The sequence below is a fragment of the Paenalcaligenes sp. DL 463 genome, assembly GCF_057475185.1.
In genome coordinates, this window is the sequence record NZ_JBYBKX010000001.1 from 207,692 (window position 1) to 230,749 (window position 23,058).

General features: G+C 51.5%; 16 protein-coding genes. 12 read left to right on the forward strand and 4 right to left on the reverse strand.

The window, feature by feature from the left end:
* Nucleotides 1–3: 3 nt before the first annotated feature.
* From AC2UZI_RS01025 to AC2UZI_RS01040, 4 genes are all read left to right on the forward strand, one after another.
* Complete coding sequence (locus tag AC2UZI_RS01025; RefSeq protein WP_486941974.1) at nucleotides 4–1,311, forward strand: TRAP transporter large permease; 1,308 nt, start codon at nucleotides 4–6, stop codon at nucleotides 1,309–1,311.
* Nucleotides 1,312–1,572: 261 nt separating this feature from the next.
* Complete coding sequence (locus AC2UZI_RS01030; protein ID WP_486941975.1) at nucleotides 1,573–2,574, forward strand: porin; 1,002 nt, start codon at nucleotides 1,573–1,575, stop codon at nucleotides 2,572–2,574.
* Between the two features lie 90 nt (nucleotides 2,575–2,664).
* On the forward strand, nucleotides 2,665–3,045 hold the full coding sequence (locus AC2UZI_RS01035; RefSeq protein ID WP_486941976.1) for an RNA-binding S4 domain-containing protein: 381 nt from the start codon (nucleotides 2,665–2,667) through the stop codon (nucleotides 3,043–3,045).
* A 212-nt stretch (nucleotides 3,046–3,257) separates the two neighbouring features.
* Nucleotides 3,258–3,857 (forward strand): NADPH-dependent FMN reductase, encoded by a 600-nt coding sequence (locus tag AC2UZI_RS01040; protein WP_486941977.1) that lies wholly within the window; start codon nucleotides 3,258–3,260, stop codon nucleotides 3,855–3,857.
* On the opposite strand, the gene metC is transcribed toward AC2UZI_RS01040, so the two are convergent.
* Together metC and AC2UZI_RS01050 are read right to left on the reverse strand one after the other, a co-directional pair.
* Nucleotides 3,841–5,046, reverse strand: coding sequence for a cystathionine beta-lyase (metC, locus tag AC2UZI_RS01045; RefSeq protein WP_486941978.1), 1,206 nt, complete (start codon nucleotides 5,044–5,046; stop codon nucleotides 3,841–3,843). The two genes, AC2UZI_RS01040 and metC, sit on opposite strands and share 17 nt — an antisense overlap.
* Before the next feature lie 77 nt (nucleotides 5,047–5,123).
* On the reverse strand, nucleotides 5,124–6,197 hold the full coding sequence (locus tag AC2UZI_RS01050) for an MBL fold metallo-hydrolase (protein ID WP_486941979.1): 1,074 nt from the start codon (nucleotides 6,195–6,197) through the stop codon (nucleotides 5,124–5,126).
* Between the two features lie 182 nt (nucleotides 6,198–6,379).
* Between AC2UZI_RS01050 and AC2UZI_RS01055 the strand changes: the two genes are divergently transcribed.
* The 6 genes from AC2UZI_RS01055 to AC2UZI_RS01080 all read left to right on the forward strand — a co-directional run bounded on the left by AC2UZI_RS01055 (nucleotide 6,380) and on the right by AC2UZI_RS01080 (nucleotide 14,887).
* On the forward strand, nucleotides 6,380–7,558 hold the full coding sequence (locus AC2UZI_RS01055) for an isovaleryl-CoA dehydrogenase (RefSeq protein ID WP_486941980.1): 1,179 nt from the start codon (nucleotides 6,380–6,382) through the stop codon (nucleotides 7,556–7,558).
* An 8-nt stretch (nucleotides 7,559–7,566) separates the two neighbouring features.
* Complete coding sequence (gene aceK / locus AC2UZI_RS01060) at nucleotides 7,567–9,405, forward strand: bifunctional isocitrate dehydrogenase kinase/phosphatase (protein WP_486941981.1); 1,839 nt, start codon at nucleotides 7,567–7,569, stop codon at nucleotides 9,403–9,405.
* A gap of 35 nt (nucleotides 9,406–9,440) precedes the next feature.
* Nucleotides 9,441–10,622, forward strand: a complete 1,182-nt coding sequence (locus AC2UZI_RS01065; protein WP_486941982.1) for an acetyl-CoA C-acyltransferase — start codon at nucleotides 9,441–9,443, stop codon at nucleotides 10,620–10,622.
* Between the two features lie 78 nt (nucleotides 10,623–10,700).
* Nucleotides 10,701–12,308 carry a carboxyl transferase domain-containing protein gene (locus AC2UZI_RS01070; RefSeq protein WP_486941983.1) on the forward strand — a complete coding sequence of 536 codons (1,608 nt, stop codon included), beginning with the start codon at nucleotides 10,701–10,703 and terminating at the stop codon, nucleotides 12,306–12,308.
* Between the two features lie 12 nt (nucleotides 12,309–12,320).
* A complete protein-coding gene (locus AC2UZI_RS01075; RefSeq protein ID WP_486941984.1) occupies nucleotides 12,321–14,330 on the forward strand; it encodes an acetyl/propionyl/methylcrotonyl-CoA carboxylase subunit alpha in 2,010 nt (669 codons plus the stop codon).
* A gap of 95 nt (nucleotides 14,331–14,425) precedes the next feature.
* Complete coding sequence (locus AC2UZI_RS01080; RefSeq protein WP_486941985.1) at nucleotides 14,426–14,887, forward strand: Smg family protein; 462 nt, start codon at nucleotides 14,426–14,428, stop codon at nucleotides 14,885–14,887.
* 61 nt (nucleotides 14,888–14,948) lie between these two features.
* On the opposite strand, the gene AC2UZI_RS01085 is transcribed toward AC2UZI_RS01080, so the two are convergent.
* Nucleotides 14,949–17,558: a GDYXXLXY domain-containing protein gene (locus AC2UZI_RS01085; RefSeq protein ID WP_486941986.1), complete on the reverse strand. Its 2,610-nt coding sequence runs from the start codon at nucleotides 17,556–17,558 to the stop codon at nucleotides 14,949–14,951.
* A 297-nt stretch (nucleotides 17,559–17,855) separates the two neighbouring features.
* On the opposite strand from AC2UZI_RS01085, the gene AC2UZI_RS01090 reads away from it, so the two are divergent.
* On the forward strand, nucleotides 17,856–20,504 hold the full coding sequence (locus AC2UZI_RS01090; protein ID WP_486941987.1) for a DNA topoisomerase III: 2,649 nt from the start codon (nucleotides 17,856–17,858) through the stop codon (nucleotides 20,502–20,504).
* A gap of 89 nt (nucleotides 20,505–20,593) precedes the next feature.
* On the opposite strand, the gene ilvB is transcribed toward AC2UZI_RS01090, so the two are convergent.
* Entirely contained in the window at nucleotides 20,594–22,333 is a 1,740-nt protein-coding gene (ilvB, locus tag AC2UZI_RS01095) for a biosynthetic-type acetolactate synthase large subunit (RefSeq protein WP_486941988.1), read from the reverse strand.
* Between the two features lie 78 nt (nucleotides 22,334–22,411).
* On the opposite strand from ilvB, the gene AC2UZI_RS01100 reads away from it, so the two are divergent.
* Entirely contained in the window at nucleotides 22,412–23,020 is a 609-nt protein-coding gene (locus AC2UZI_RS01100) for an SET domain-containing protein (RefSeq protein WP_486941989.1), read from the forward strand.
* Nucleotides 23,021–23,058 lie beyond the last annotated feature (38 nt).

A 23,058-nucleotide genomic window follows, 5' to 3' on the forward strand; every position in this document is an offset into this window, starting at 1 on the left:
ATTATGGATTTTGAAATTTGGGCGGGACTAATCGCCTTATTTGCGCTTGTTTTACTTGGGGTTCCGGTTGTCTTCGCTTTTGCATGCGCAGCCTTCGCTGGTTTATATATTGTGTTTGGCTCAATCGAGCCCGTAATGAGCCTAATACAGCAAACCGCCATCTCAGGAATTCGCGATTACAACTTCGTTGTTATTCCACTCTTTACCGTGATGGGCATGCTTATCGCTCACAGTGGTGCAGCGGCCGATTTATTTAATGTGGTAAACCGTGTACTGAAAGGCGTTCCCGGTCGTTTAGCAGTAGCAACCGTAGGCGGGAATGCTGTCTTTGCTGCGGTAACAGGTGTAGGTGTTGCCGCCGCTGCTGCCTTTAGCCATGTCGCTTATCCTGTGATGCGTAAGCATAACTACAGCCGTAGTTATGCCATGGGCTGTATTGCCGGTAGCTCCGTACTCGGACTGCTACTGCCACCCTCGGTGTTCATGATTGTTTGGGCAATTCTTACCGAGCAATCTGTGGGTCAATTGTTTGCCGCCGGTGTCATACCCGGTCTGATCCTCGCTTCACTGTATGCAGCCTATTGCATTATTTATGCTAAGTTTTCGCCTACCTCCGCCCCAGAAACTGCAGATATGGAAGTCAGTGCTATTTCTAAAGGCGAGATTCACAGTGCAGTAGGTGTCGGGCTGCTTATTTTCGTCACCTTAGGCGGCATATGGCTAGGCTATTTCACGCCCACTGAAGGGAGTGCAGTAGGTCTGGTGGGCGCCGTTGTACTCGCCTTTGCTAAAGGGATGAGATCACAAGGCATGTACCATGCCTTTATTGAAGCGGGACGCACGGTAACTCCCATTATGTTGTTACTGATGAGTGCGGTTATTTACAGTAAGCTCATTGCCCTAAATGGAGTTCCCCAACAGGTACAAGAATACCTAGAAAGCTTGGGTTTAGGCCCAGGTGGAACCCTCTTGTTTATGGCAATTACGTGGTTTGTTCTCGGTGCCGTCATCGATAGCATTTCCATCATGCTACTCACCGTCCCTATCTTCTGGCCGATCGCCTTAGCATTGGGTCTTGATCCAATGATGTTTGCCCTGATTGGTATTCTCGTCATTGAAGCTGGTGTACTCACCCCTCCGTTTGGCATCGGCGTGTTGGTAGTTAAAGCTTCTGTTCCTGATAAGAATATCAAACTAAGCGAAATTTTTATTGGAACGATTCCGTACTGGGTATTAATCTTATTTGTCGCCTGGTTGGTCTACATCGTCCCTTCCATAGCAACATGGCTACCTAAAGTACTGTTGGGTTAAACGACACTATCGACCTCTACCCGTACCGTCAGTGACGCGAGGCCTGTGGATAAGTAAAAATAGAAATCCACAGGCTGACCCGGGTATCTTCGCACCACTTTTTCATATCACTACAACCTTTAGCCCTCTGGACCAAAATCCATTGGCATAGGGGACCGGTGCGCATAAACGTCACGTATAACGCTTTTCTAAAACCCGCACGGCCATCAGTTCGTTGTCGTCGTGCACACTTTTTTCATCACAATAACACCCGAGGAGATCATGAAAAAATCACTCACTACCCTACTCGTTTCAAGCGCCCTGCTTAGCGCTCCTGGAATGGCATCCGCAGCTAACGTCAAACTATACGGCCTCGTCGATTTAAACATCGGCAGCTACAAAGAAAGTGGCGGCCAACGTGAAAACGACGTCGCCTCTGGCCGTATGCGCACCAGCTATTGGGGCTTAAGCGGCGAAGACAAAATCAACGATAACTTGACGAGCTTTTTTACGCTGGAAGCTTTTTTCCGTGCTGATGATGGTACCTCTGGTCGTTTCGATGGCGATGTGATGTACGCCCGCAATTCCGTCGTTGGTTTGAAAGGTGACAAGTGGGGTATGCTACGTGTGGGCCGCATGGGCTCATCCATGTACATTAATACTGTCACCTTTAACCCCTTTGCGGACTCCTTCGGCTTCTCGCCAGCGGTGCGCAACTTGTACCAAGGCGGTGTAGGGCGCATTTCTGGCGATACCGGCTGGAGCAACTCTATCAACTACACCACGCCCAACGTAGGGGGCTTTAGTCTGACCTTACACCACCAGTTCAAAACTGGTGATGACCGTGCGAACCAAAGCGCACTATTAAGCTACAAGGGCGAGCGCTTTGCGATCGGTGTCGTGGGACAAAAAGTGCGATCCGTGTTTAATCAGGGCAGCGAAACGTCCTGGCAAATCGGCTCAAGCTACGATCTGGAATGGATGAAGCTCTTCGCTCAGTACACAGAATCACGCGAGAAGCACAACAACACCATCAATAACGGCACCAAAGATCGCATCTATCAGGCGGGCGTTTCCATTCCGGTTAATAAAGACCTCGTCATGCTCTCGTACGGTCAGGCACGCACCACCGGTGCTTACACCCAACGTCGCGAGTTCTTAAGCGTGGGCTACAGCCATCGCTTATCGGCACGCACCGACTTGTACTCCACACTGATGGCCGATAAAAAGACCAGTCACAGCATTGCTCCCACCTTTGCAGTAGGTATGCGTCACGCTTTCTAACCCACGCGTACACCTCAAGGCCTAACGGTATCCGAAAGGGCGTAAGCCCTTTATAGTAAGCACTACGATTGACGTTTTACTGTAGACCTTATGGAAAAACTTAGGCTTGATAAATGGTTATGGGCTGCACGTTTTTATAAAACGCGCAGCCTAGCCGTGGATGAAATTACTAAAGGCAGAGTGCTACTGAACGGGCAACGCTGCAAGCCAGCACGTGAGCTCAGCGTAGGCGATGTCTTAACGCTACAAAAGAATACGCCCCCCATGGTGGTTCAAGTGCAGGCCATTAGCAGTGTGCGTGGGCCAGCTCCTGTCGCCCAAACGCTTTACGCTGAAACCGCTGAAAGCATCGCGGCCCGAGAAAAAGCAGCCGAATTACGGCGTCTCGCACCCGAGCCTGCCCACAGCATTAACGAAGGCCGTCCTACCAAACGCAATCGACGACAATTACAACGTATTTGGGAAGAGTAGACGCTGTAGCCTGTAAAGCCGTACCTGCATTTTCAATTGGCGAAACAAAAGCAAGTAGCTGTATCCATTGTGAATAAGCGCAAGCTTGCTATACAGTAGCAACCTATCCCTCGTATCATCAAACTAGCCTCGTGCAACGTTAATCGAGGTTTACACCATTACCGAGCATGATGACTTACACTAGCCAATTTTTCGATCAACGGAGTGCCTGAATGACCTCATCTAATCCCATTAACGTATTAGGCATCTGCGGCAGTTTACGCAAAGCCTCGTTAAATGGTGCCCTACTTCGTTGCGCTCAACGTTGCGCACCCGATACGATGCAGTTCACCCTCGCTGATATCTCAGATATCCCTTTATACAATCGCGATGAGAATGATGAGAAAGGCTTTCCCCCTTCTGTAGAACGCTTTCGACAACAAATAGCTAAGGCCGACGCCCTCTTGTTTGTCACACCGGAATATAACTACTCGATTCCCGGTTTATTAAAAAACGCCATTGATTGGGCCTCTCGTGGTGCCGATCAACCGTTTGCACATAAAGCCGCTGCCATTATGGGGGCAAGCGCTGGGCGCTTTGCTACCGCCAGAGCCCAATCACATTTACGCCAAGTGTTGGTGTTTTTAAATGTGCACCCACTTAATCACCCAGAAATCATGGTTCCTACCGCACAGAGCCTCATCGGCCCTGACGGTGAGATGCGAGATGACACCACTGAAGAGTTGTTGCGAGCCCAGTTACAAGAACTCTATACGTGGGCCCTACATTTAAAACAAACACCCGCCAAGCAACACCCTATGCCGAACTGGTAAGAGCGGCGTTTAAGGCCGATTTCAAGTCGGCGATAAGCTCATCCACGTTTTCTAAGCCCGCATGCATGCGTATCAATGGCTTGGTGTCTTGGCCCCAATACGAATGGGGCGCCACCAATGCGGGCTCAACGTACTGCACCAAACTCTCGAAACCTCCCCACGAGAATCCAATACCAAATAGCTGTAGCTGATCGACAAAGCGTCGCGCTACATCTACTGGCACATCTAAGCTGAAGGCAAACATGCCATTCGAGCCCAAGGCATCCCGCTTCCAAAGTGCATGTCCAGCGTCAGTGGGCAACGCCGGATGGAAAATACGCTTTACCTGTGGCACCGTTTGTAAAAACTCACACAAACGTAACGCATTTGCAGCACTTTCTCGCATCCGAATAGGCAGGGTGCGCACACCGCGTAACGCTAACCACACATCATCTGCACTGACGGAATAGCCCATTGCATAATGCACTTCGCTTAACGCAGGTATTAACGACGTATCGTTAGTGGCTACTGCCCCCAGTAGTAAATCAGAATGCCCAGCTACATATTTGGTCCCCGCCACGACCGACACTTGCACGCCTAAATCAAGCGGACGGTAGGCATAGCCCGACCCCCAGGTGTTGTCGATCACGCTGATCAGATCGTGCTCGCGTGCTAACGCAGCTAACGCTGGCGTATCAATCATTTCCATTAACAACGAACCGGGCGACTCCATATAAAGCACTTTCGTGTTCGCCTTAATCGCCGCTTTAACACTCGCAAGATCTGGTTTTACGTACGTAATTTCCACGCCCATACGTCGTGCCAAGCCCTTATCGTAGGCTCGCACCGGCGCATAGGCCGAGTCAGTGACCAGCACATGATCTCCGTGCTTCACAAAGGCACTGATACCCAAGACAATCGCCGCCATCCCCGAAGGTACCAAAAAGCTACGTTCGGCGTTCTCTAACTCGCAAAAAACTTGCTCTAATGCCGCATGGGTTTCCAACCCACCTCGCCCGTACACCGGCGAACGCTGCCCCTGCATCAAGGCTTTTTGGGCGCGATCTAAATCGGCCAGTGATTTAAAACGTACGGTACTGGTACGTACAGAAGGCATAGCAACCGGGGCCGCCCCCGTTTCAGGATCAAACTCAGCAAGCCCGGTATGCTGCAATCGCGTATCAAGGTGGGGCGATGATGAAGAACTCATAAATACCAACGTGTATAAAGCCTAAGGGGTAGCAAACGAATAAAACAAGGGCCTACGCTATCATAAAACGCCACCCATTAGATGGCGTAAAAGCGATACACCCCATCCGTATTTTGCTCGCGGCGCAGGCGCCCGTCGTACCAAAGCGCATGCAAATGCGCCACCGCCTCGCCCATGGCAAAGCTAAGTTGGTGCATATCCAACTTACGCTTAAACAAGACCGGTACCAATTCAGCGGCAGTGAGCCCTTCCTTACAGGCAATGTAGGTGTCATCTAAACGGTCACGATGGTGTGACTGTAATTGCGCGATGCGTTCATGCAAACCCTTGAAGGGCCGACCGTGCGAGGGCAACACTAAGGTATCGTCCGGCAAATCGTCATACGCCGTTAATGAATTCAAAAACAAAGGTAGCGGGTTGGCCTCGGGTTCGGCGTCAAACACACTGACATTGGTCGAGATACGTGGTAACACCATGTCCCCTGAAATCAGCACAGCCAATTCGTCACAATACAAAGAGGCGTGCTCAGGCGCGTGTCCATAACCCACGATAATTTGCCATTCACGGCCCCCTATACGAACTGGAACGCCATGCAGTAAACGGTGAAAACGCGCCGGCAAGGGCGACACCATACTGGGGTAATAACTGGCCCGAGCCGCAATTTGCGCTTGCGCGTCAGGGTCCGTCAAACCGTGCTTAAAAAAGTGTGCCGCTGCCGCCTGTCCTGTGGGGCCGCTGGACAAATCACCCTTCGCATCCGGTTGCGTCCAGTGGCGAGCCACCATGTAGTCCGTCATGGTCATCGACAGAGGTACCTGCCACTTATCACAAATCCATCCGGCTAAACCCACATGGTCCGGATGCATATGAGTCACCAAAACACGCAAAACGGGTAACCCTTGCAGCGCATTGGCAAAGAGTTGCTCCCAGTGCGCTTTCACTTCGTCACGCGCCACGCCGGTATCAATAATTGTCCAACCTTCGCGGCCCTCAATCTCATCACGTAATAACCACAAGTTGATATGGTCTAACGCAAAGGGAAGCGGCATGCGTATCCAATACACGCCCTCAGCGACTTCTTTTACCTGTCCGGCCTCGGGAAGCAAATCTTCCCAGGGATACACCAACGATTGCGTAGTTTGCGTTGTCACCTTCAAGCCCTCCAATTAATAACGCGATTTCTACGTTGTACACCGAATACGGCCTTATTGCAGAGCCGTTACGCCTAAACTGGCAAACCCCAATTACCCTGCACGGGATAAAGGCCGTATAACTAGTCACAGCACCTTCTCTATTGTTTTAGTACACGTCATCGCCACGATTGGAGACAACCATGTACCTGCCCAGCCTTAATTTCGAGCTCGGCGAAGAGCTAGATATGCTACGCGACACTGTCCGTCAATTTGCGAACCACGAAATCGCCCCTCTTGCTCAAGAGCTGGACAAAGACGATCAGTTTCCCATGGCGCTTTGGCCTAAGCTGGGCGAGCTCGGGGCGCTGGGCTTAACAGTAAGCGAAGACTACGGCGGCAGCAATATGGGTTATCTCGCGCACCTGATTGTGATGGAAGAAATTTCACGCGCCAGTGCTTCGGTAGGACTCTCCTACGGTGCCCACTCTAATTTATGTGTGAACCAACTATTTAGGCATGGAACGACCGAGCAAAAAGCCACGTACTTACCCAAGCTCATTAATGGCACTGCCGTGGGTGCCTTGGCTATGAGTGAAACTGGAGCGGGTTCGGACGTGGTCAGCATGCAATTACGTGCTGAAAAGCAAGGCGACAGCTACGTCTTAAACGGTCACAAAATGTGGATTACAAATGGACCAGATGCCGACACGCTCATTGTGTACGCTAAGACCGAACCCGAAGCCAAACAACATGGCATAACCGCCTTCATTGTGGAAAAAGATTTTGCTGGCTTTAGTGTGGCGCAAAAGCTCGATAAGCTCGGCATGCGAGGCAGCCACACCGGCGAATTGGTATTCAACGACTGTAGGGTTCCGGCTGAGAATATTCTGGGCGAATTGAACGGCGGAGTCCGTGTATTAATGAGCGGTCTGGACTACGAGCGCGCCGTCTTAGCAGGCGGCCCCTTAGGCATCATGCAAGCGGTGATGGATATTGTCCTACCCTACATTCATGATCGAAAGCAATTTGGACAAGCTATTGGCGAATTTCAATTAATACAGGCCAAAATCGCCGATCTTTACACCACTCAACAAGCATGTCGAGCACTGTGTTATAGCGTCGCAAAAGCACTGGACAGACACCCGAATACGCATCAACGTCACCTGCGTAAAGACTGCGCCGCCGCGATTCTCTACAGCGCTGAAAAAGCCACATGGATGGCGGGCGAGGCCATACAAATCTTAGGGGGAAACGGCTACATAAATGACTACAGCACCGGACGTTTATGGCGTGATGCGAAGCTTTACGAAATTGGTGCAGGCACAAGCGAAATTCGACGTATGCTAATTGGTCGCGAATTGTTTAATGAAACTCTGTAACCACTGTCATGGCCTTGTATTTATCTGACACGCCAGCGATCTCGCCACTACCCCCACAAGGGCCAACAACACAATACATCGCGCAAACCATACTGGATGGCTTCAATCGCCACTATGCCTTGTTTCGTTACAGTGCTCAGCGCGCCAAAGTGTTGTTCGAATCGGGCGATTGGCATGGTATTCAACAACTGTCTCGTGAACGCATCGAGTATTACGATATCCGTGTGCGTGAATGCGCTGCCATTCTTGCTTCGGCCCTAAAAGGCAGTCGCATAGCAGCCACAAGCCAAACGGATTCGTCTGAACTGGATGAGCATCAACGGCAATTCTGGCATCAGGTCAAAAAAGAAGTTGTAGAGCTGTTGCACAGCCACCTTCAACCTGAATGCGCCGAAACCTTTTTCAACTCGGTGTCCTGCCGCGTATTGCATCGCAACTACTTCAATAACGACTTTTTATTCGTACGCCCGGCCATTGCGACCGAGTACCTTGATGACAACCGTGCCTCGTATCAAGCCTATTACCCAACAGCCCACGGTTTAATCCCCGCGCTAAAAACCCTCATCGTCCAATTTGGTCTCGCCGCCCCGTTTGCCAATCTGCCAGCGGACGTACGCCGCTTAGCGCGCCGTATGATTCGTACAGTACGTCAACAATTGCCCGCTGATCCCGGCCATCGCATTGGCCCAGATTGCCAGCTACACGTATTGAACTCGTTATTCTTCAGAAACAAAGGGGCTTACATTGTCGGCCGTTTTATTAACCATGGCAGTGTGCATCCCTTTGCCATCGCACTGGCTCATAACACAGCCGGAAAAATCGAAATCGATGCGCTGCTTGATAACAGCGATGACATCAGTACCTTATTTAGTTTTACACGGGCCTATTTCTTGGTGGATATGGATATCCCATCAGCCTATGTCAACTTTCTTAACACCCTACTGCCGCGCAAATCCAAAGCCGAGTTCTACAACGCTATCGGCCTACAAAAGCAGGGTAAAACGCTATTCTATCGAGACTTCCTGCACCATCTAAGCCACTCTACCGACCAGTTTGAACGCGCGCCTGGCATCGAAGGTATGGTGATGTGTGTGTTTAGCCTACCTTCATACCCCTATGTGTTTAAGGTCATTCGTGACCGCATACGTAAAGACGGCATGACTCATGCTACGGTTAAAAATCGCTACCTACTGGTGAAAAAACACGATCGCGCGGGGCGCATGGCTGACACGTGGGAATACTCGCATGTGGCGCTACCCAAACACCGCTTTGCACCGGCGTTACTCGACGAGCTACGTAGGGAAATACCCAGTCTGCTCGACGAGAACGAGCATGCGATAGTAGTACGTCATGTTTACATCGAACGCCGCATGTTGCCGTTAAATATTTACCTCAATCGGGCCTCGGATGCCGCTATTGCCAGCGCCATAAGGCAATATGGTGATGCCATTCGAGAACTTGCGGCCAATAATATTTTCCCCGGTGATATGTTATACAAAAACTTTGGGATCACCCGTTTGGGGCGCTTGGTTTTTTACGATTATGATGAAATACAGCGCATGACCGAGATGACATTTAGAACCATCCCTCCCGCGCCCAATGACGAGGCAGAAATGGCCAGCGAGCCGTGGTATCCCATTGCCAAAAATGACGTCTTTCCGGAAGAGTTCCAATGGTTTTTATTAGGTGACCCGCGCATACGTGAAGCATTCTTGAAACACCACTCTGATTTACTGGATGCTAGGTGGTGGAATCAATGCCGAGACCAAGTCGCCCAAGGTCGCCTTGAAAATATTTACCCTTATCCTGCCACAAAACGCCTACCCGTACGCCAGACCACAACGTAGGCCTAAGTCAGTTCAATTTTTTAGGAGTTTTATCCATGTCAGATCCCGTCGTGATTGTTTCTGTTGCGCGCACACCCATGGGGGCCATGCTGGGCAGTTTGACCTCGCAAGCCGCTCACCAACTGGGCGCCGTTGCCATCAAAGCGGCGGTAGAGCGTGCTGGACTATCGCCTGAACAAATTGACGAAGTCATTATGGGCAACGTACTTCAAGCCGGCCAAGGACAAGCTCCTGCACGTCAAGCGACGCTAGGCGCTGGCTTACCGAAAAGCGTGGCCGCTACGACCATTCACAAGGTGTGTGGCTCTGGCATGAAGGCCGCCATGTTTGCCCACGACATTATCAAAGCAGGCAGCGTGGACGTAGTGGTAGCGGGTGGGCAAGAAAGCATGAGTAACGCCCCCTACCTACTGTTACGTGGCCGTGAAGGCTACCGCTATGGTCACTCTACCGTCTACGACCACATGGCACTGGATGGGCTTGAAGATGCTTACCAAAGCGGTACTGCCATGGGCGTGTTCGCCGAAAGCTGCGTGGACAAATACAGCTTCAGCCGCGAAGAGCAAGATGCTTTTGCCCTCGAGTCATTACGCCGCGCACGTGCCGCCAGTGAAGACGGTAGTTTCAAATTTGAAATTGCCCCCGTTACCATCAGTGGTCGCAAAGGCGACACCATTGTGGACACTGACGAATCACCTCAACGCGCTATGCCTGAAAAAATTCCAGGGTTGCGTCCTGCCTTCAAGAAAGATGGCACGATTACTGCCGCTAACGCATCGTCCATTTCCGACGGCGCTGCAGCGCTGGTTCTTATGCGCGAATCCAAAGCTAAAGAGCTAGGTTGTCAGCCCTTAGCAAAAATTGTGGCGCACACCAGTCACTCGCACGAGCCAGAATGGTTTACCACGGCCCCAGTCGGCGCTGTGCAAAAACTTCTTCAAAAAACCGGCTGGAACATCGAAGACGTTGACCTATTCGAAATCAACGAAGCCTTTGCCGTCGTCACCATGGCCGCCATGAAAGAGCTCAACATCCCCCACGATAAGGTTAACGTCTACGGGGGCGCCACCGCATTGGGCCACCCCATTGGGGCATCGGGTGCACGCCTTATCGCTACGCTAATCGCTGCACTCAAACAGAAAAACCTGAAGAAAGGAATCGCTACCTTATGTATTGGAGGTGGTGAAGCCGTCGCGATGGCAGTCGAAATGCAGTAATTCGTCAAGGCAATACGTGCCGCTTTCCCAGCAGCTTATGGCTGCTGGGTTTTATCACTACAAGGTGTCAGCACGCTTATGTCGCAAATACTCTCTACGATACAAACCCGCTCAAGCGAATTCGCCGAACAAACCCGTGCAATGCAGGAACAAATTACGGCACTACGCGAGCGCATTCAACACAACGCTAAAGGCGGTAGCGACGCGGCTAAGCAACGCCATACTGAGCGCGGCAAACTGCTTCCCCGAGAGCGTGTGCGCCGTTTACTTGACCCCGGCAGCCCTTTTTTAGAACTCTCCCCACTGGCCGCTTACAACCTATATAACAACGAGGCTCCCGGCGCGGGTGTCATTACGGGCATCGGGCGCATCGCTGGCACAGAGTGCATGATTGTTTGCAATGACGCTACCGTCAAAGGGGGTACCTATTACCCCTTAAGCGTTAAAAAACATTTACGTGCTCAAGAGATTGCGCAGCAAAACCAGCTACCCTGCATTTATCTGGTCGACTCAGGCGGCGCCAACCTACCGAACCAGCACGAGGTTTTTCCCGACCGAGATCACTTCGGACGCATTTTTTACAATCAAGCGCAAATGTCCGCGATGGGCATCGCACAAATCGCCGTGGTCATGGGCTCGTGTACGGCAGGCGGCGCATACGTGCCGGCCATGAGCGACGAATCCATCATTGTTCGAAATCAAGGCACCATTTTTCTGGCTGGCCCCCCTTTGGTAAAAGCCGCAACGGGTGAGGAGGTCAGCGCCGAGGACTTAGGCGGTGGTGATGTGCACACCCGCTTATCAGGCGTGGCAGACCACCTTGCAGAAAACGATGACCATGCCTTACAGCTGGCCAGAGAGGCCGTGGGCAGACTACACCGCACCAAGACCTTCCCATGGCCTTTACGCGAAGCCGTTGACCCCCTCTATGCATCGGAAGAACTCAACGGCATTGTGCCGATCGACAGCCGACAATCTTACGATGTGCGTGAAGTCATTGCACGCCTCGTCGATGGCTCGATTTTTGAAGAATTCAAAGCCCGCTTTGGTAGCACCTTAGTCTGCGGATTTGCTCATTTACATGGCATGCCCATCGGCATCATTGCCAACAATGGCATCTTATTCTCTGAATCTGCCCTAAAAGGCACGCACTTTATTCAACTGTGTTGCCAGCGCAAAATACCCCTGATTTTTTTACAGAACATTAGCGGGTTTATGGTGGGGCGCAAATACGAGAACGAAGGCATCGCGCGCCATGGTGCCAAAATGGTGAATGCCGTCGCCACCGCCTCAGTACCTAAACTGACCCTCATCATCGGCGGCTCGTTTGGCGCCGGTAATTACGGCATGTGCGGACGCGCTTTCGATCCGCGCTTTTTATTTATGTGGCCAAATGCCCGCATTTCAGTGATGGGAGGAGAACAAGCCGCCAGCGTACTGGCCACCCTAAAACGCGACCAGCTAGAGGCCGCTGGACAAGACTGGTCAGAGGCCGACGAAGATGCCTTTAAAGCCCCCATACGACAACAATACGAAGAACAAGGCCATCCGTTTTATGCCAGTGCCCGACTTTGGGATGACGGCATTATTGAGCCCGCCGAGTCTCGCCAGGTATTGGCCCTTGCCCTATCCGCTGCACTCAATGCTCCGATTGAGCCCACGCGCTTTGGAATCTTTCGCATGTAAAAAGGGGGTCGCATGTTCCACACCGTGTTAATTGCAAACCGTGGTGAAATCGCCTGCCGTATTATCACAAGCTGTCAGCGTTTGGGGATACGCACGGTGGCAGTATTTTCGGATGCCGACGCACACTCCTTAGCTGTGCACTTAGCGGACGAAGCCGTGTATATCGGTGAGGCCGAACCGGAAAAAAGTTACCTAAACGGCACCGCCATCATTCAGGCCGCCAAAGCCACCCAAGCCCAAGCCATACATCCAGGGTATGGGTTTTTAGCCGAAAGCGCTGCCTTCGCTGCCGCATGTGAACAAGCTCAGCTATGTTTTATCGGTCCATCTGCGGACGCCATCGCCGCGATGGGCGATAAAGCCGCGGCAAAAACCATCATGGAGAAAGCGGGCGTACCCTTGCTTGCGGGCTACCACGGCCCCCAACAAGACAGCCGTTTTCTGGCGGAACAAGCCGACACCATCGGCTACCCCGTTTTAATTAAAGCGCTTGCAGGCGGGGGCGGAAAGGGCATGCGCATTGTAGAAAGTGCCGAGGCTTTCGCCACCGCACTTCAGGCTTGCCAACGCGAAGCGCAAACAAGCTTTGGTGACCAGCGCGTATTAATTGAACGCTACCTTGATAAGCCACGCCATATCGAAATACAGATCTTTGGTGATCAACACGGAAACATCGTCCACCTTCACGAACGCGACTGTTCAATACAACGACGTCATCAAAAAGTCATTGAAGAAGCTCCTGCTCCCGGTCTGACCGAGCAGCAGCGACACGCCATGGGCCGCGCCGCCATCGCTGCCGCAAAAGCCGTTAATTACGTCGGAGCGGGAACGATCGAGTTCATTTGCGAAGCAACGGGTAATTTTTACTTTATGGAAATGAATACCCGCTTACAGGTTGAGCATCCCATCACCGAGCTGATTACCGGTATCGATTTGGTCGAGTGGCAACTGCGTGTAGCGGCCGGACAGCCTTTGCCTTTGAGTCAAGCGCAAATACCAGTCATGGGCCACGCCTTTGAAGCCCGACTCTATGCTGAAAACCCCGAGAACGAATTCCTACCTTCCACCGGGAAACTTCAGCAATTGCTTTTTCCGAAACACAAAGGCTTTGACCAGTCGGAAGTGCGTATAGACAGCGGTGTACGCGAAGGCGACACCATTAGCCCCTATTACGACCCCATGATCGCCAAACTCATCGCGCATGGGCCCGATAGACAGACAGCACTGACTACGCTCATCAACGCGCTCAATCACACACACATACGTGGTCCGCACACCAACGTACGGTTTTTGCAGCGCTTAGCCGCTGATACGGCTTTTGCCCAAGCCGATTTGGACACCGGTTTTATACAACGCCGCACCGAAGCCCTGTTCCCAGATCCTCCTAAAATGACCCCCGAAGCCTTAGCCGTAGCAGGTGTTGCCCGCATGGCCGTACAGGGCTTCGGCAGTAATCACCGATCACCCAGCCTTGTCGCTGACCCGTGGGACAGCACGGACGGATGGCGTCTCAACGCCCGGTGGACGCAAGCTCTGCAATTTAGCGTAGGGGCACAATCCTACCCTGTGCTGCTACGCCAACAAGATGGACGCTGGCGTTACGAAGGACGCCCATTGCAATGGCAAAGTCGCCCCGCGCCCCACGGCCATTACGTTCACCTGCAGTTAGCGCATCACCTGATTAATGTGCGGGTCTACATTGACGGTCACCACTATAATTTTGAACTGTTCGGCAAACACTACGAATTACAGTTCGATGACCCCATACAGCAGCAATACGGTCACAGCACGGCTTCCGATGGCGATCTCAAAGCCCCCATGCCCGGGAAGGTGATTTCTGTGGCCGTGGCCGCTGGCGATGTGGTGAAAACCGGACAAATAGTGTTAGTGTTAGAAGCCATGAAAATGGAGCACGCCATCCAATCCCCCCACGATGGCGTCGTTAGCAAGGTGTTTTACGACGTAGGCGATCAGGTAAATGAGGGAGCCGATCTCTTAGTCATGGAGCAAACGACAAAATAGCCATTTGCCCCTGCGCTTAATTCAGCGTAAAGTTGGCTTAGCGGTTACCGCTCATCCGAGCTTTTTCGTCATTTTTTGGACGGCGACCCACGCTTATGTTTGATATATTGGTTTATTTGTTCGAAACCTATTACACCCCACAGGCTTGTCCTAAAGCCGACATTCTGGCTCATAAGTTAGCCGCAATAGGTTTTGAAGACGACGAGATTAACGACGCCCTTAGTTGGTTACATGGGCTGCGCGAATCAACCGAGCAGCAACAACCCATCTTGGCCCAGCACGCTCCAACCAGTCAGCGTATTTATACCGATCAAGAATACCGTCTTATCGGGCAAGAGGCTCTTGGCTTCATCCGTTTTCTAGAGAACTCCGGTGCACTTTCCCCCGCCTTACGAGAAATCCTTATCGAACGAGCTCAAGCCGTGGATGAATCCCCTGTGCCCTTAGAGAAAATCAAAATTGTTACCTTGATGGTGCTGTGGAGTCACGAAGCTGAAATCGAACACCTTATTTTCGAAGAGCTTATTACTGATGACAGCGACCGACTCTGTCACTAACGCGCACACGCACTAAGCAAAGCCCTAAAAAAGTCAGACCTTACCGTCTGGCTTTTTAACGTTAATCTATGACGTGGCCCTCGCTATTCATTAACGCACGTAATAGGGCTTTACCATCATCAGCAACCACAAATTCGCCATACCTCGCTGCCTCAAAGCGTTCAGCCTGCCCTTCCGCAAAAAACCACGCATTCGTACCCGGTGTCCAACCCAGTTGATCGCGTCGTACTCGTAGCTTAATCAGACTGGATAGCGCGACATCATCCGGTTTCTGTAACGTTAGGGCACTCGCTTGACGCTCTGTCGACGTATGTCCCTCTTGAATCCAAAAAACCGGCTCTGAAGCGTGAGGGGTCTGGATACCCCGTAAGCGCCATGCCACGCCATTTTGATCCGGTGCTAACCATAACCACAAGCGGCTATGCTGACGCAACGCCTCGGCTTCGTCGCCATAAAGCTGTTGGGCTAACTCGTTGCCGACGCTAAAGCGCAACGTCATGTAATCACCCTGCATTAACGATCTGGGATCAACCGGTGCCAGCTCTAGCACTACCGCTTGACCTGTACGCAATAGACGCTCTTTAGACCACACATCGTAGTTGGCCACACCTAGGCACATGAACAAACCCAGCAACACGAATGTAGGACGATAAGGCAGCCCCTTCTCACCTGAAGAAGAGCGCTGTGTTAAGGAGGATCTACTTTTTGCCGCTCGTGGCAGTAAGGCTGACACACCCACTAACCAAAGCCCCGTCACGATTAGCATTAATGCTTTCACATTCAAACTAAGGGCTAAGGAATAATAGAACTGGTTCAATGCCACCAACACCGCTAAACCCGCGATAACCTGAAGGGTGGTATTACGCCAAAAATAGGCTAAGACCCCCCATGTAATCGCCAGCGATAGGGTAGGAAAGCCCGTCCAAGCCAGCGTGGCGCCCCCCATCATGATCAACGTCAACACACTATTGCGGTTCAAGGCATTCGATCGGCGTAACGCGACGTACAAACTTAGCGTGGGCAACATCATCACCACAAACGATGAGAACTGCCAGTGCCACACCCAGCCTATTTCCGCGTCAAGCGCCCATAAGCTCTGTAGCGGAAACACCGCCACAAAAGAGGCCAACACACTGGCCCACATGGCCGGCGATAAATAGCCATAGTGACGTTCATTGCGGTGCGCCATTGCCGCCATGAACAGCGCGATAAGCACGAACAGCATGGCGTAAAACTCCACCACCAGCGCCGTGCGATCTTGCTCAATCGCTAACCAGAAATGATAAGGGTTAAGGTAAATCACCCATGTGAAAAAATGCCCTATTACCCAGATACTACTCAAAAAGCGCATGGGCCAGGCGCGACAGTAATAGTACAGCCCTATCCCCAGAGCCATGTACAGTAACAGCACACCATGATGAGGCCCGCCAGAGCTCATGAAATGGCTAAACACACCGAACACCATGCCCAGCACAAGCACCACTGCCGCCATGTCTTGACGCCAAAGGCTGTTTGCAGAGCGTGACAATACGATGGCCGTCACAAAGCCAAGAACCATGATGAGCTCACTGACGTAAGGTGCGTCCGACCAAAACGAGGAGCCAACAAAAACACTCAGCATCGCCCCTAAAAACAAGGCAATAATGCTACGGAACACACGTAAAAACCACGGTTGCTTAGCCTCTACCGCTACATCAGACTCGTTTGCACTCTCGTCTTGTGGAGCCACCTTAACATTAGAGCGACGCTGCTTTGTGCGCTGCCACCGTCGGCTTAAGTCCCGAATCATGAAGAACGCAAGCACCCCATGTAACACTACCACTACAAGCAGGTACTCAATACGATACAGCTCTAATTGGCCCAATAGCGCAATGCTTAATACGAAAACTAACGCGTAAGTCAGGCTGCCCATTAGCACATCAACCGAACGAGCTCGGTTTAAGTACCAGTACCACAGCGCACCAGACAGTATGGTGGCAACGCCAAAAGCCAATAAAAAGTGCTCCGTATTCGAAACGGCAGCGAGCACTTCTGCAGACATCGCACTGATCAAAAACAGTAACGCCGCACGTGGAAGCAAGCGATACCCATCTGCAATATAAGAGGATGCCTTCTCGGCCAATAGCAGAAAAGCCGCATTCAATAGCACCAAGCTCCAGCTAGACGTTCTGTCGAATATCCAAAACAGAAAGTCGGGGCCAACGTTAGTTCCTAACCACAAGACTAGGCTTACATTAACCAAGCCCATCCAAAACAATGCCATAACAACGGATCGGCTGGCCCAAAGCCACGGTAGTAAGATCAGCGCCCATAACGCAAACAGTTGCCACGGGTCAGCTCCGGTTTGGTAGGTTTGCCCTAGCAAAGCGAACAAGCCACCTACCACCACACTGGCCACCGTCAGTAATAATGTCGCGGGCGAATAGACCCGCTTCCACGCTAACGCGTTACAGCGTCCTAGATAAAGGCTTAAGCCCACCAGCACCGCCAGCAAAGCTTGCACACCCGCAATACGCCACACCTTTGCAATGTGAGACCAATTCGCTGCAATAAAAATGATGACCGCACTGGCACACAACAACATGCCTAACACTAAGCCGCTGCGCCATAAAAACTGCAGCCACTGGGCTGATCGAGGAGTGTCGATCCCTTCTTTGGGTTTAAGCATCATAAAAACGTAGATAGGTGTATAAACATTTTGAGCGACACAAAATAGCCGCGCACGCCACAATCTCGAGCCTATACTTTACGCTTAAGTCTGCTATCGTAAAGTACAAAAACCGAGATTGACCTAAGGACTGTCAAGCATGCGACAACAAAACTTGCTACAGTGCTAAGCTATTCAGGGCCAAAACACGCCTACTCTTACTATCAAGAATAGAATTTTTAACCCTCTGAACTTGCGTAATACGTGCTCCTGCTCGTATTATCCGCGCTACTGCTGCGGAATTGCTGTCATTGGAAACACATGAATAAAACACTCATTATTGCCGAGAAACCCTCTGTTGCTTTGGACATTTCCCGAGCCTTGGGGGGCTTTACCCGTGAGGGTGATTACTTCGAAAGCGAAAACTATGTCTTGGCATCTAGCATTGGGCATTTGCTAAGCCTTATTGCGCCTAATGACCCCAAACGCGGCAAATGGAGTTTTACTCATCTACCGGTTATTCCTCCTCAGTTCGAACTCAACCCTACCGATAAGCGTTCGACCGAACGGCTAAAACTGCTGGTTAAACTGCTTAAGCGCAAAGACGTAGACGCCATCATCAATGCATGTGATGCGGGGCGCGAGGGTGAGCTAATCTTCCGCTACATTGTGCAGTATGCAGCCGTGAACAAACCGGTTAAGCGTCTCTGGTTACGTTCCATGACGCAAGCCGCCATACGCGAAGCCTTTGCGAACTTACGCGATGACGATGCGCTTAAGCCCTTAGAAGCCGCGGCCCGCTCACGCGCCGAAGCCGACTGGCTAGTGGGTATCAATGGCACACGGGCCATGACGGCCTTTAACAGCAAAGACGGTGGTTTCTTTAAAACACCCGTAGGCCGTGTGCAAACCCCAACCTTAGCCATCGTGTCGGCTCGCGAAGAAGCCATACGTAAGTTCCAATCCCGCGATTATTGGGAAGTGCACGCCACCTTCGTCGCGGCAGCAGGCCTGTATACCGGACGTTGGTTCGACCCTCAATTTAAGAAAGACGAAACCGACAACGAAAAGCGTGATTCACGCCTTTGGTCTGAAAATGCCGCGAAAACAGTAGTTTCAGCCTGCGTGGGCAAACCCGGCGTTGTCAGTGAAGAATCAAAACCTTCAACCCAACAATCACCCGCGCTCTTTGACCTCACCTCATTGCAGCGTGAAGCGAACTCACGTTTTGGCTTTTCTGCCAAAACCACCTTGGGGCTGGCCCAAACATTGTACGAGCGCCATAAGGCCTTAACCTACCCACGTACTGACTCACGCTACCTGCCCGAAGACTACGTGCCCACGGTCAAAGACACCATGCGGGCTTTAGCCGAAGCAGGCACCCCAGCATCCAGTTCCGTACAACCCTTTGCGCAGCAAATCGTCGACCAGCAATGGGTGAAAGCCAGCCGTCGAGTCTTTGATAACAAAAAGGTCTCAGATCACTTTGCCATCATTCCTACGCTACAAGTTCCACGTGAACTTAGCGATGCCGAATTTAAAATTTACGAACTGGTCACACGACGATTCCTGGCCATATTCTTTCCGGCAGCCGAGTTTAGGGTCACCACTCGCATCACTAAAGTAACGGGTAACCACTTCAAAACTGAAGGTAAGGTGCTGGTCAACCCCGGTTGGCTCGCCATTTATGGCCGTGAGGCGCAAGGTTCTGACGATAACCTCGTGCCCGTTAACGACAACGAAGAGGTCTTGACCGAAGACGTTGAGGCACGCGCACTCGCGACCAAGCCCCCAGCACGCTTTACGGAAGCCACCTTGCTCTCAGCCATGGAAGGCGCAGGTAAACTCGTTGACGACGAGTCCTTGCGCGAAGCCATGTCCGAGCGTGGTTTAGGTACACCTGCCACACGTGCGGCCATTATCGAGGGCTTACTAAACGAGGCCTATTTACGCCGTGAAGGCCGCGAGCTGGTACCTAGCGCCAAAGCACGCCAGCTGATGACTTTGCTTTCGGGCTTAGGGGTCAATGAGCTAACCTCACCCGAATTGACGGGTGAATGGGAGCATCGCTTAAAACAAATCGAACAAGGTCAATTAGATCGCGAAGCGTTCATGACCAAAATCGAACAAATGACCCAAGTCATTGTTAAGCGCGCTAAAGAGTACGAGCGTGACACCGTGCCCGGTGATTACGCCACACTCGAAACACCATGCCCTTCGTGTGGAAGCGTCGTCAAAGAAAACTATCGTCGTTATGCCTGCACCAATTGCGAATTCTCGTTTGGAAAACACCCAGGCGGGCGCACCTTTGAGCTTCCAGAAGTCGAAGAGTTACTGCAGAAAAAAGAAATCGGCCCCTTAACCGGTTTCATCAGCAAAATGGGCAGGCCCTTTGCCGCGATTTTACGTATCACCGACGAAAACAAGCTGGAATTCGATTTCGGTCAAAACGATGATGATAGCGATGAAGAGGTTGATTTCAGCGAGAAAACAGCCTTAGGCCCTTGCCCTAAGTGTCAAGCAAACGTTTACGAGCATGGCATTCGTTATATCTGCGAGAAATCCGTTGGGAAAGAGCGAAACTGCGACTTCCGTAGTGGAAAAGTTATTTTGCAGCAGGAAATTAGCGAAGAGCAAATGCGCAAGTTACTCGTCGAGGGCAAAACCGATTTACTCGACAGCTTCGTATCAAACCGCACCAACCGTAAGTTCAAGGCATTTTTAACGCGCGACAGCAAAGGTAAGGTCAGCTTCGAGTTCGAACCTCGCCCAGCCAAAGCCGGGAAAAAAGCAGCAAAGAAAAGCACAGCCAAGAAAGCAGCCGCTAAAACGACAGCAGCAGCAAAAAAAGCCGCAAGCAAAAAAGTCGCTGCAAAGAAGGCAACCGCAAAAAAAGCGGCGAAGAAAGCGGTAAAGAAGGTGGCCAAGAAAGCAGCTAAAACGGCAGCAAGCGAGCAAGACGATAGCTAAAACGCTCGTTCTCGCCACAACAATAAGGCCCCAAATACCAGTTGGTATTTGGGGCCTTAGTCCTGATCTGGATCGCTTAACGCCTCGGATTAAGGCTGCGTATCATCAACGTACCAATCGTTCGCTTTCAACATGATTTCATGATGCCCTTTACCCGCCGGAATCATCGGAAAGCAGTTTTCTTGCGTGGTCACAACCACATCCAAAAAGTACGGCCCATCTGAATTCAAACACGCCGCTAACGCTGCATCCAACTCTGCCGGATCACTGACACGCGCCGCTTGCCACCCAAAGGCCTGAGCCAATGCAACAAAATCAGGTAACGACTCGTTATAGCTGTGGCTATAGCGCCCACCATGAATAAGCTCTTGCCACTGACGCACCATGCCCATGTAGCCGTTATTACAAAGCACCACTTTAATCGGGGTACGATGCTGCACGGCGGTAGCCAGCTCTTGGATGTTCATCAGCACCGAGGCGTCGCCACTGACACAAACAACCGGTTTATCCGCGTGGGCAATTTGCGCGCCGATAGCAGCAGGAACGCCGTAACCCATCGTACCCGCTCCGCCAGACGTTAACCAACGTAAAGGACGCTCAAAGCCTAAATACTGAGCCGCCCACATCTGATGCTGCCCCACATCCGTCGACACAATGGCATCTTTACCCTTCAACGCCTCATTCAAGCGATCGAAGAGTTGCTGTGGCACGATTTCGTCAGGTAGCGGCGTATACCCTAACGAGTCTTGAGCCCGCCATGTACGAATACGTTCCCACCAAGGTGCTAAGTTTTCTGCTTGTACTGAGTGCGACAATAATGCCGTGCTCAACGCTTCCAGAACGGCCCCACAATCACCGACTAAACCTATTTGCGTATCCACCACTTTGCCGATGGATTTGGGGTCAATATCAATGTGCATTTTCTTAGCATTGGGTGCAAAATCAGCAATGCGACCGGTAATGCGGTCATCAAAACGGGCCCCCACGCAAACAATCACATCCGCATTGTGCATTGCTAAGTTGGCCTCTAGCGTCCCGTGCATGCCTAGCATGCCAATAAACTGCGGCTCAGAAGCAGGGAAAGCACCCAACCCCATCAGGGTGAGGGTACATGGGGCGGCACTGCGTTTTACTAGCTCGGTGAAACGCTGGCAAGCCTGCTCTCCCGAGTTAATCAATCCACCGCCCCCATAAAAAATAGGTTGCTTAGCCGTAGCGATCAGCTCGGCGGCTTGCTCAATGGCCGCCATCGATAGCGGGGCCTCAGGCTGAGCCTCAAGCTGTGTTGCGCTTTGTTCTGGCGCACGCGCTAGACTCAATTGCACATCCTTAGGGATATCAAGCAAAACAGGCCCCGGACGGCCCTGACTGGCTTTCTGATAGGCTTGGTACACCGCACTGCGCACATTATCCACATGCTGCACCTGTGCATTCCACTTGGTGACCGGACGAGAGATTCCCACGGCATCACACTCTTGAAACGCGTCACTACCAATAGCCGTTGTCGCAACCTGCCCGCTGATACAAAGAATAGGAATTGAATCACATAACGCATCGAGTAGCCCGCTGGTGGTGTTAGCCATTCCTGGGCCCGATGTCACAATCACCACGCCCACCTTGCCCGTTGTGCGTGCATACCCTTCTGCCGCATGTAGTGCGCCTTGCTCGTGACGTACCAGAATATGCCGAATTCTCGGCTCGGCGTATAGGGCATCGTATAGAGGAAGAACCGCCCCACCGGGATAACCAAAGATGGTATCCACCCCTAACTCCACTAAAGCATCAAGTAAATTTTGTGCGCCATTACGATGCGCGGTATTCTCAGACATAGACAACGGACTCATTTTGCGTAAGATGGTTAACGTGCGTTAAAAGTTTTTATTCCTCTTACAAGGCTATTTCATTTCATGGCACCTACTGCGCAACCCTGGCATAAACTGAAGCGTTCTGACCTACATGGTACCGGCGTGTTCGCCGCCAAACCCATACCTTCGGGTACGTACATCATGGAGTACGAGGGCAAACGCATTAGCGCTAAAGCCGCCGACAAGATGGAGTCATACGACCCCAACGATCCCTACCATACTTTTTTCTTTTCCTTATCGAATGGAAAAATAATTGATGGAGGCAATCAGGGCAACGACTCACGGTTTATCAATCATTCGTGTGAACCTAACTGCGAAGGACATGAAAACTCGCAAGGTACGCGTGTCTACATTGTAGCCCTACGCGATATCGCTGAAGGCGAAGAATTACTCTACGACTACGCGCTCACCATTGATGACACCATCACACCTGAACTTAAAAAGCAGTATGCCTGCTTGTGTGGTGCCAAAACATGCAGAGGCACCATGCTAGCCCTTCCCCAAAGCGATGACGAAGACACCAGTCCCACCCCGCCGGCTGGGAAACAGAACAAACAAGACAAGTCCCTGCGTAAACTGAAAAAACGCGTGAAGAAGCTAGAAAAGAAGATTGATAAACTGATCGAACTGGTAGAAAAGACCCCGTCATAGACAAAGGGTCATCATCCTTAACGTAAGGCTGCAACAAG

Excerpts from the sequence above, each read along its gene's own strand:
- AC2UZI_RS01025 (WP_486941974.1), top strand. The coding sequence starts at position 4 with ATGGATTTTGAAATTTGGGCGGGACTAATCGCCTTATTTGCGCTTGTT.
- AC2UZI_RS01100 (WP_486941989.1), top strand. The coding sequence starts at position 22,412 with ATGGCACCTACTGCGCAACCCTGGCATAAACTGAAGCGTTCTGACCTA.
- AC2UZI_RS01035 (WP_486941976.1), top strand. The coding sequence starts at position 2,665 with ATGGAAAAACTTAGGCTTGATAAATGGTTATGGGCTGCACGTTTTTAT.
- AC2UZI_RS01065 (WP_486941982.1), top strand. The coding sequence starts at position 9,441 with ATGTCAGATCCCGTCGTGATTGTTTCTGTTGCGCGCACACCCATGGGG.
- AC2UZI_RS01075 (WP_486941984.1), top strand. The coding sequence starts at position 12,321 with ATGTTCCACACCGTGTTAATTGCAAACCGTGGTGAAATCGCCTGCCGT.
- aceK (WP_486941981.1), top strand. The coding sequence starts at position 7,567 with ATGGCCTTGTATTTATCTGACACGCCAGCGATCTCGCCACTACCCCCA.
- AC2UZI_RS01090 (WP_486941987.1), top strand. The coding sequence starts at position 17,856 with ATGAATAAAACACTCATTATTGCCGAGAAACCCTCTGTTGCTTTGGAC.
- AC2UZI_RS01080 (WP_486941985.1), top strand. The coding sequence starts at position 14,426 with ATGTTTGATATATTGGTTTATTTGTTCGAAACCTATTACACCCCACAG.
- AC2UZI_RS01040 (WP_486941977.1), top strand. The coding sequence starts at position 3,258 with ATGACCTCATCTAATCCCATTAACGTATTAGGCATCTGCGGCAGTTTA.
- AC2UZI_RS01070 (WP_486941983.1), top strand. The coding sequence starts at position 10,701 with ATGTCGCAAATACTCTCTACGATACAAACCCGCTCAAGCGAATTCGCC.
- AC2UZI_RS01085 (WP_486941986.1), bottom strand. The coding sequence starts at position 17,558 with ATGATGCTTAAACCCAAAGAAGGGATCGACACTCCTCGATCAGCCCAG.
- AC2UZI_RS01055 (WP_486941980.1), top strand. The coding sequence starts at position 6,380 with ATGTACCTGCCCAGCCTTAATTTCGAGCTCGGCGAAGAGCTAGATATG.
- AC2UZI_RS01030 (WP_486941975.1), top strand. The coding sequence starts at position 1,573 with ATGAAAAAATCACTCACTACCCTACTCGTTTCAAGCGCCCTGCTTAGC.
- metC (WP_486941978.1), bottom strand. The coding sequence starts at position 5,046 with ATGAGTTCTTCATCATCGCCCCACCTTGATACGCGATTGCAGCATACC.
- ilvB (WP_486941988.1), bottom strand. The coding sequence starts at position 22,333 with ATGTCTGAGAATACCGCGCATCGTAATGGCGCACAAAATTTACTTGAT.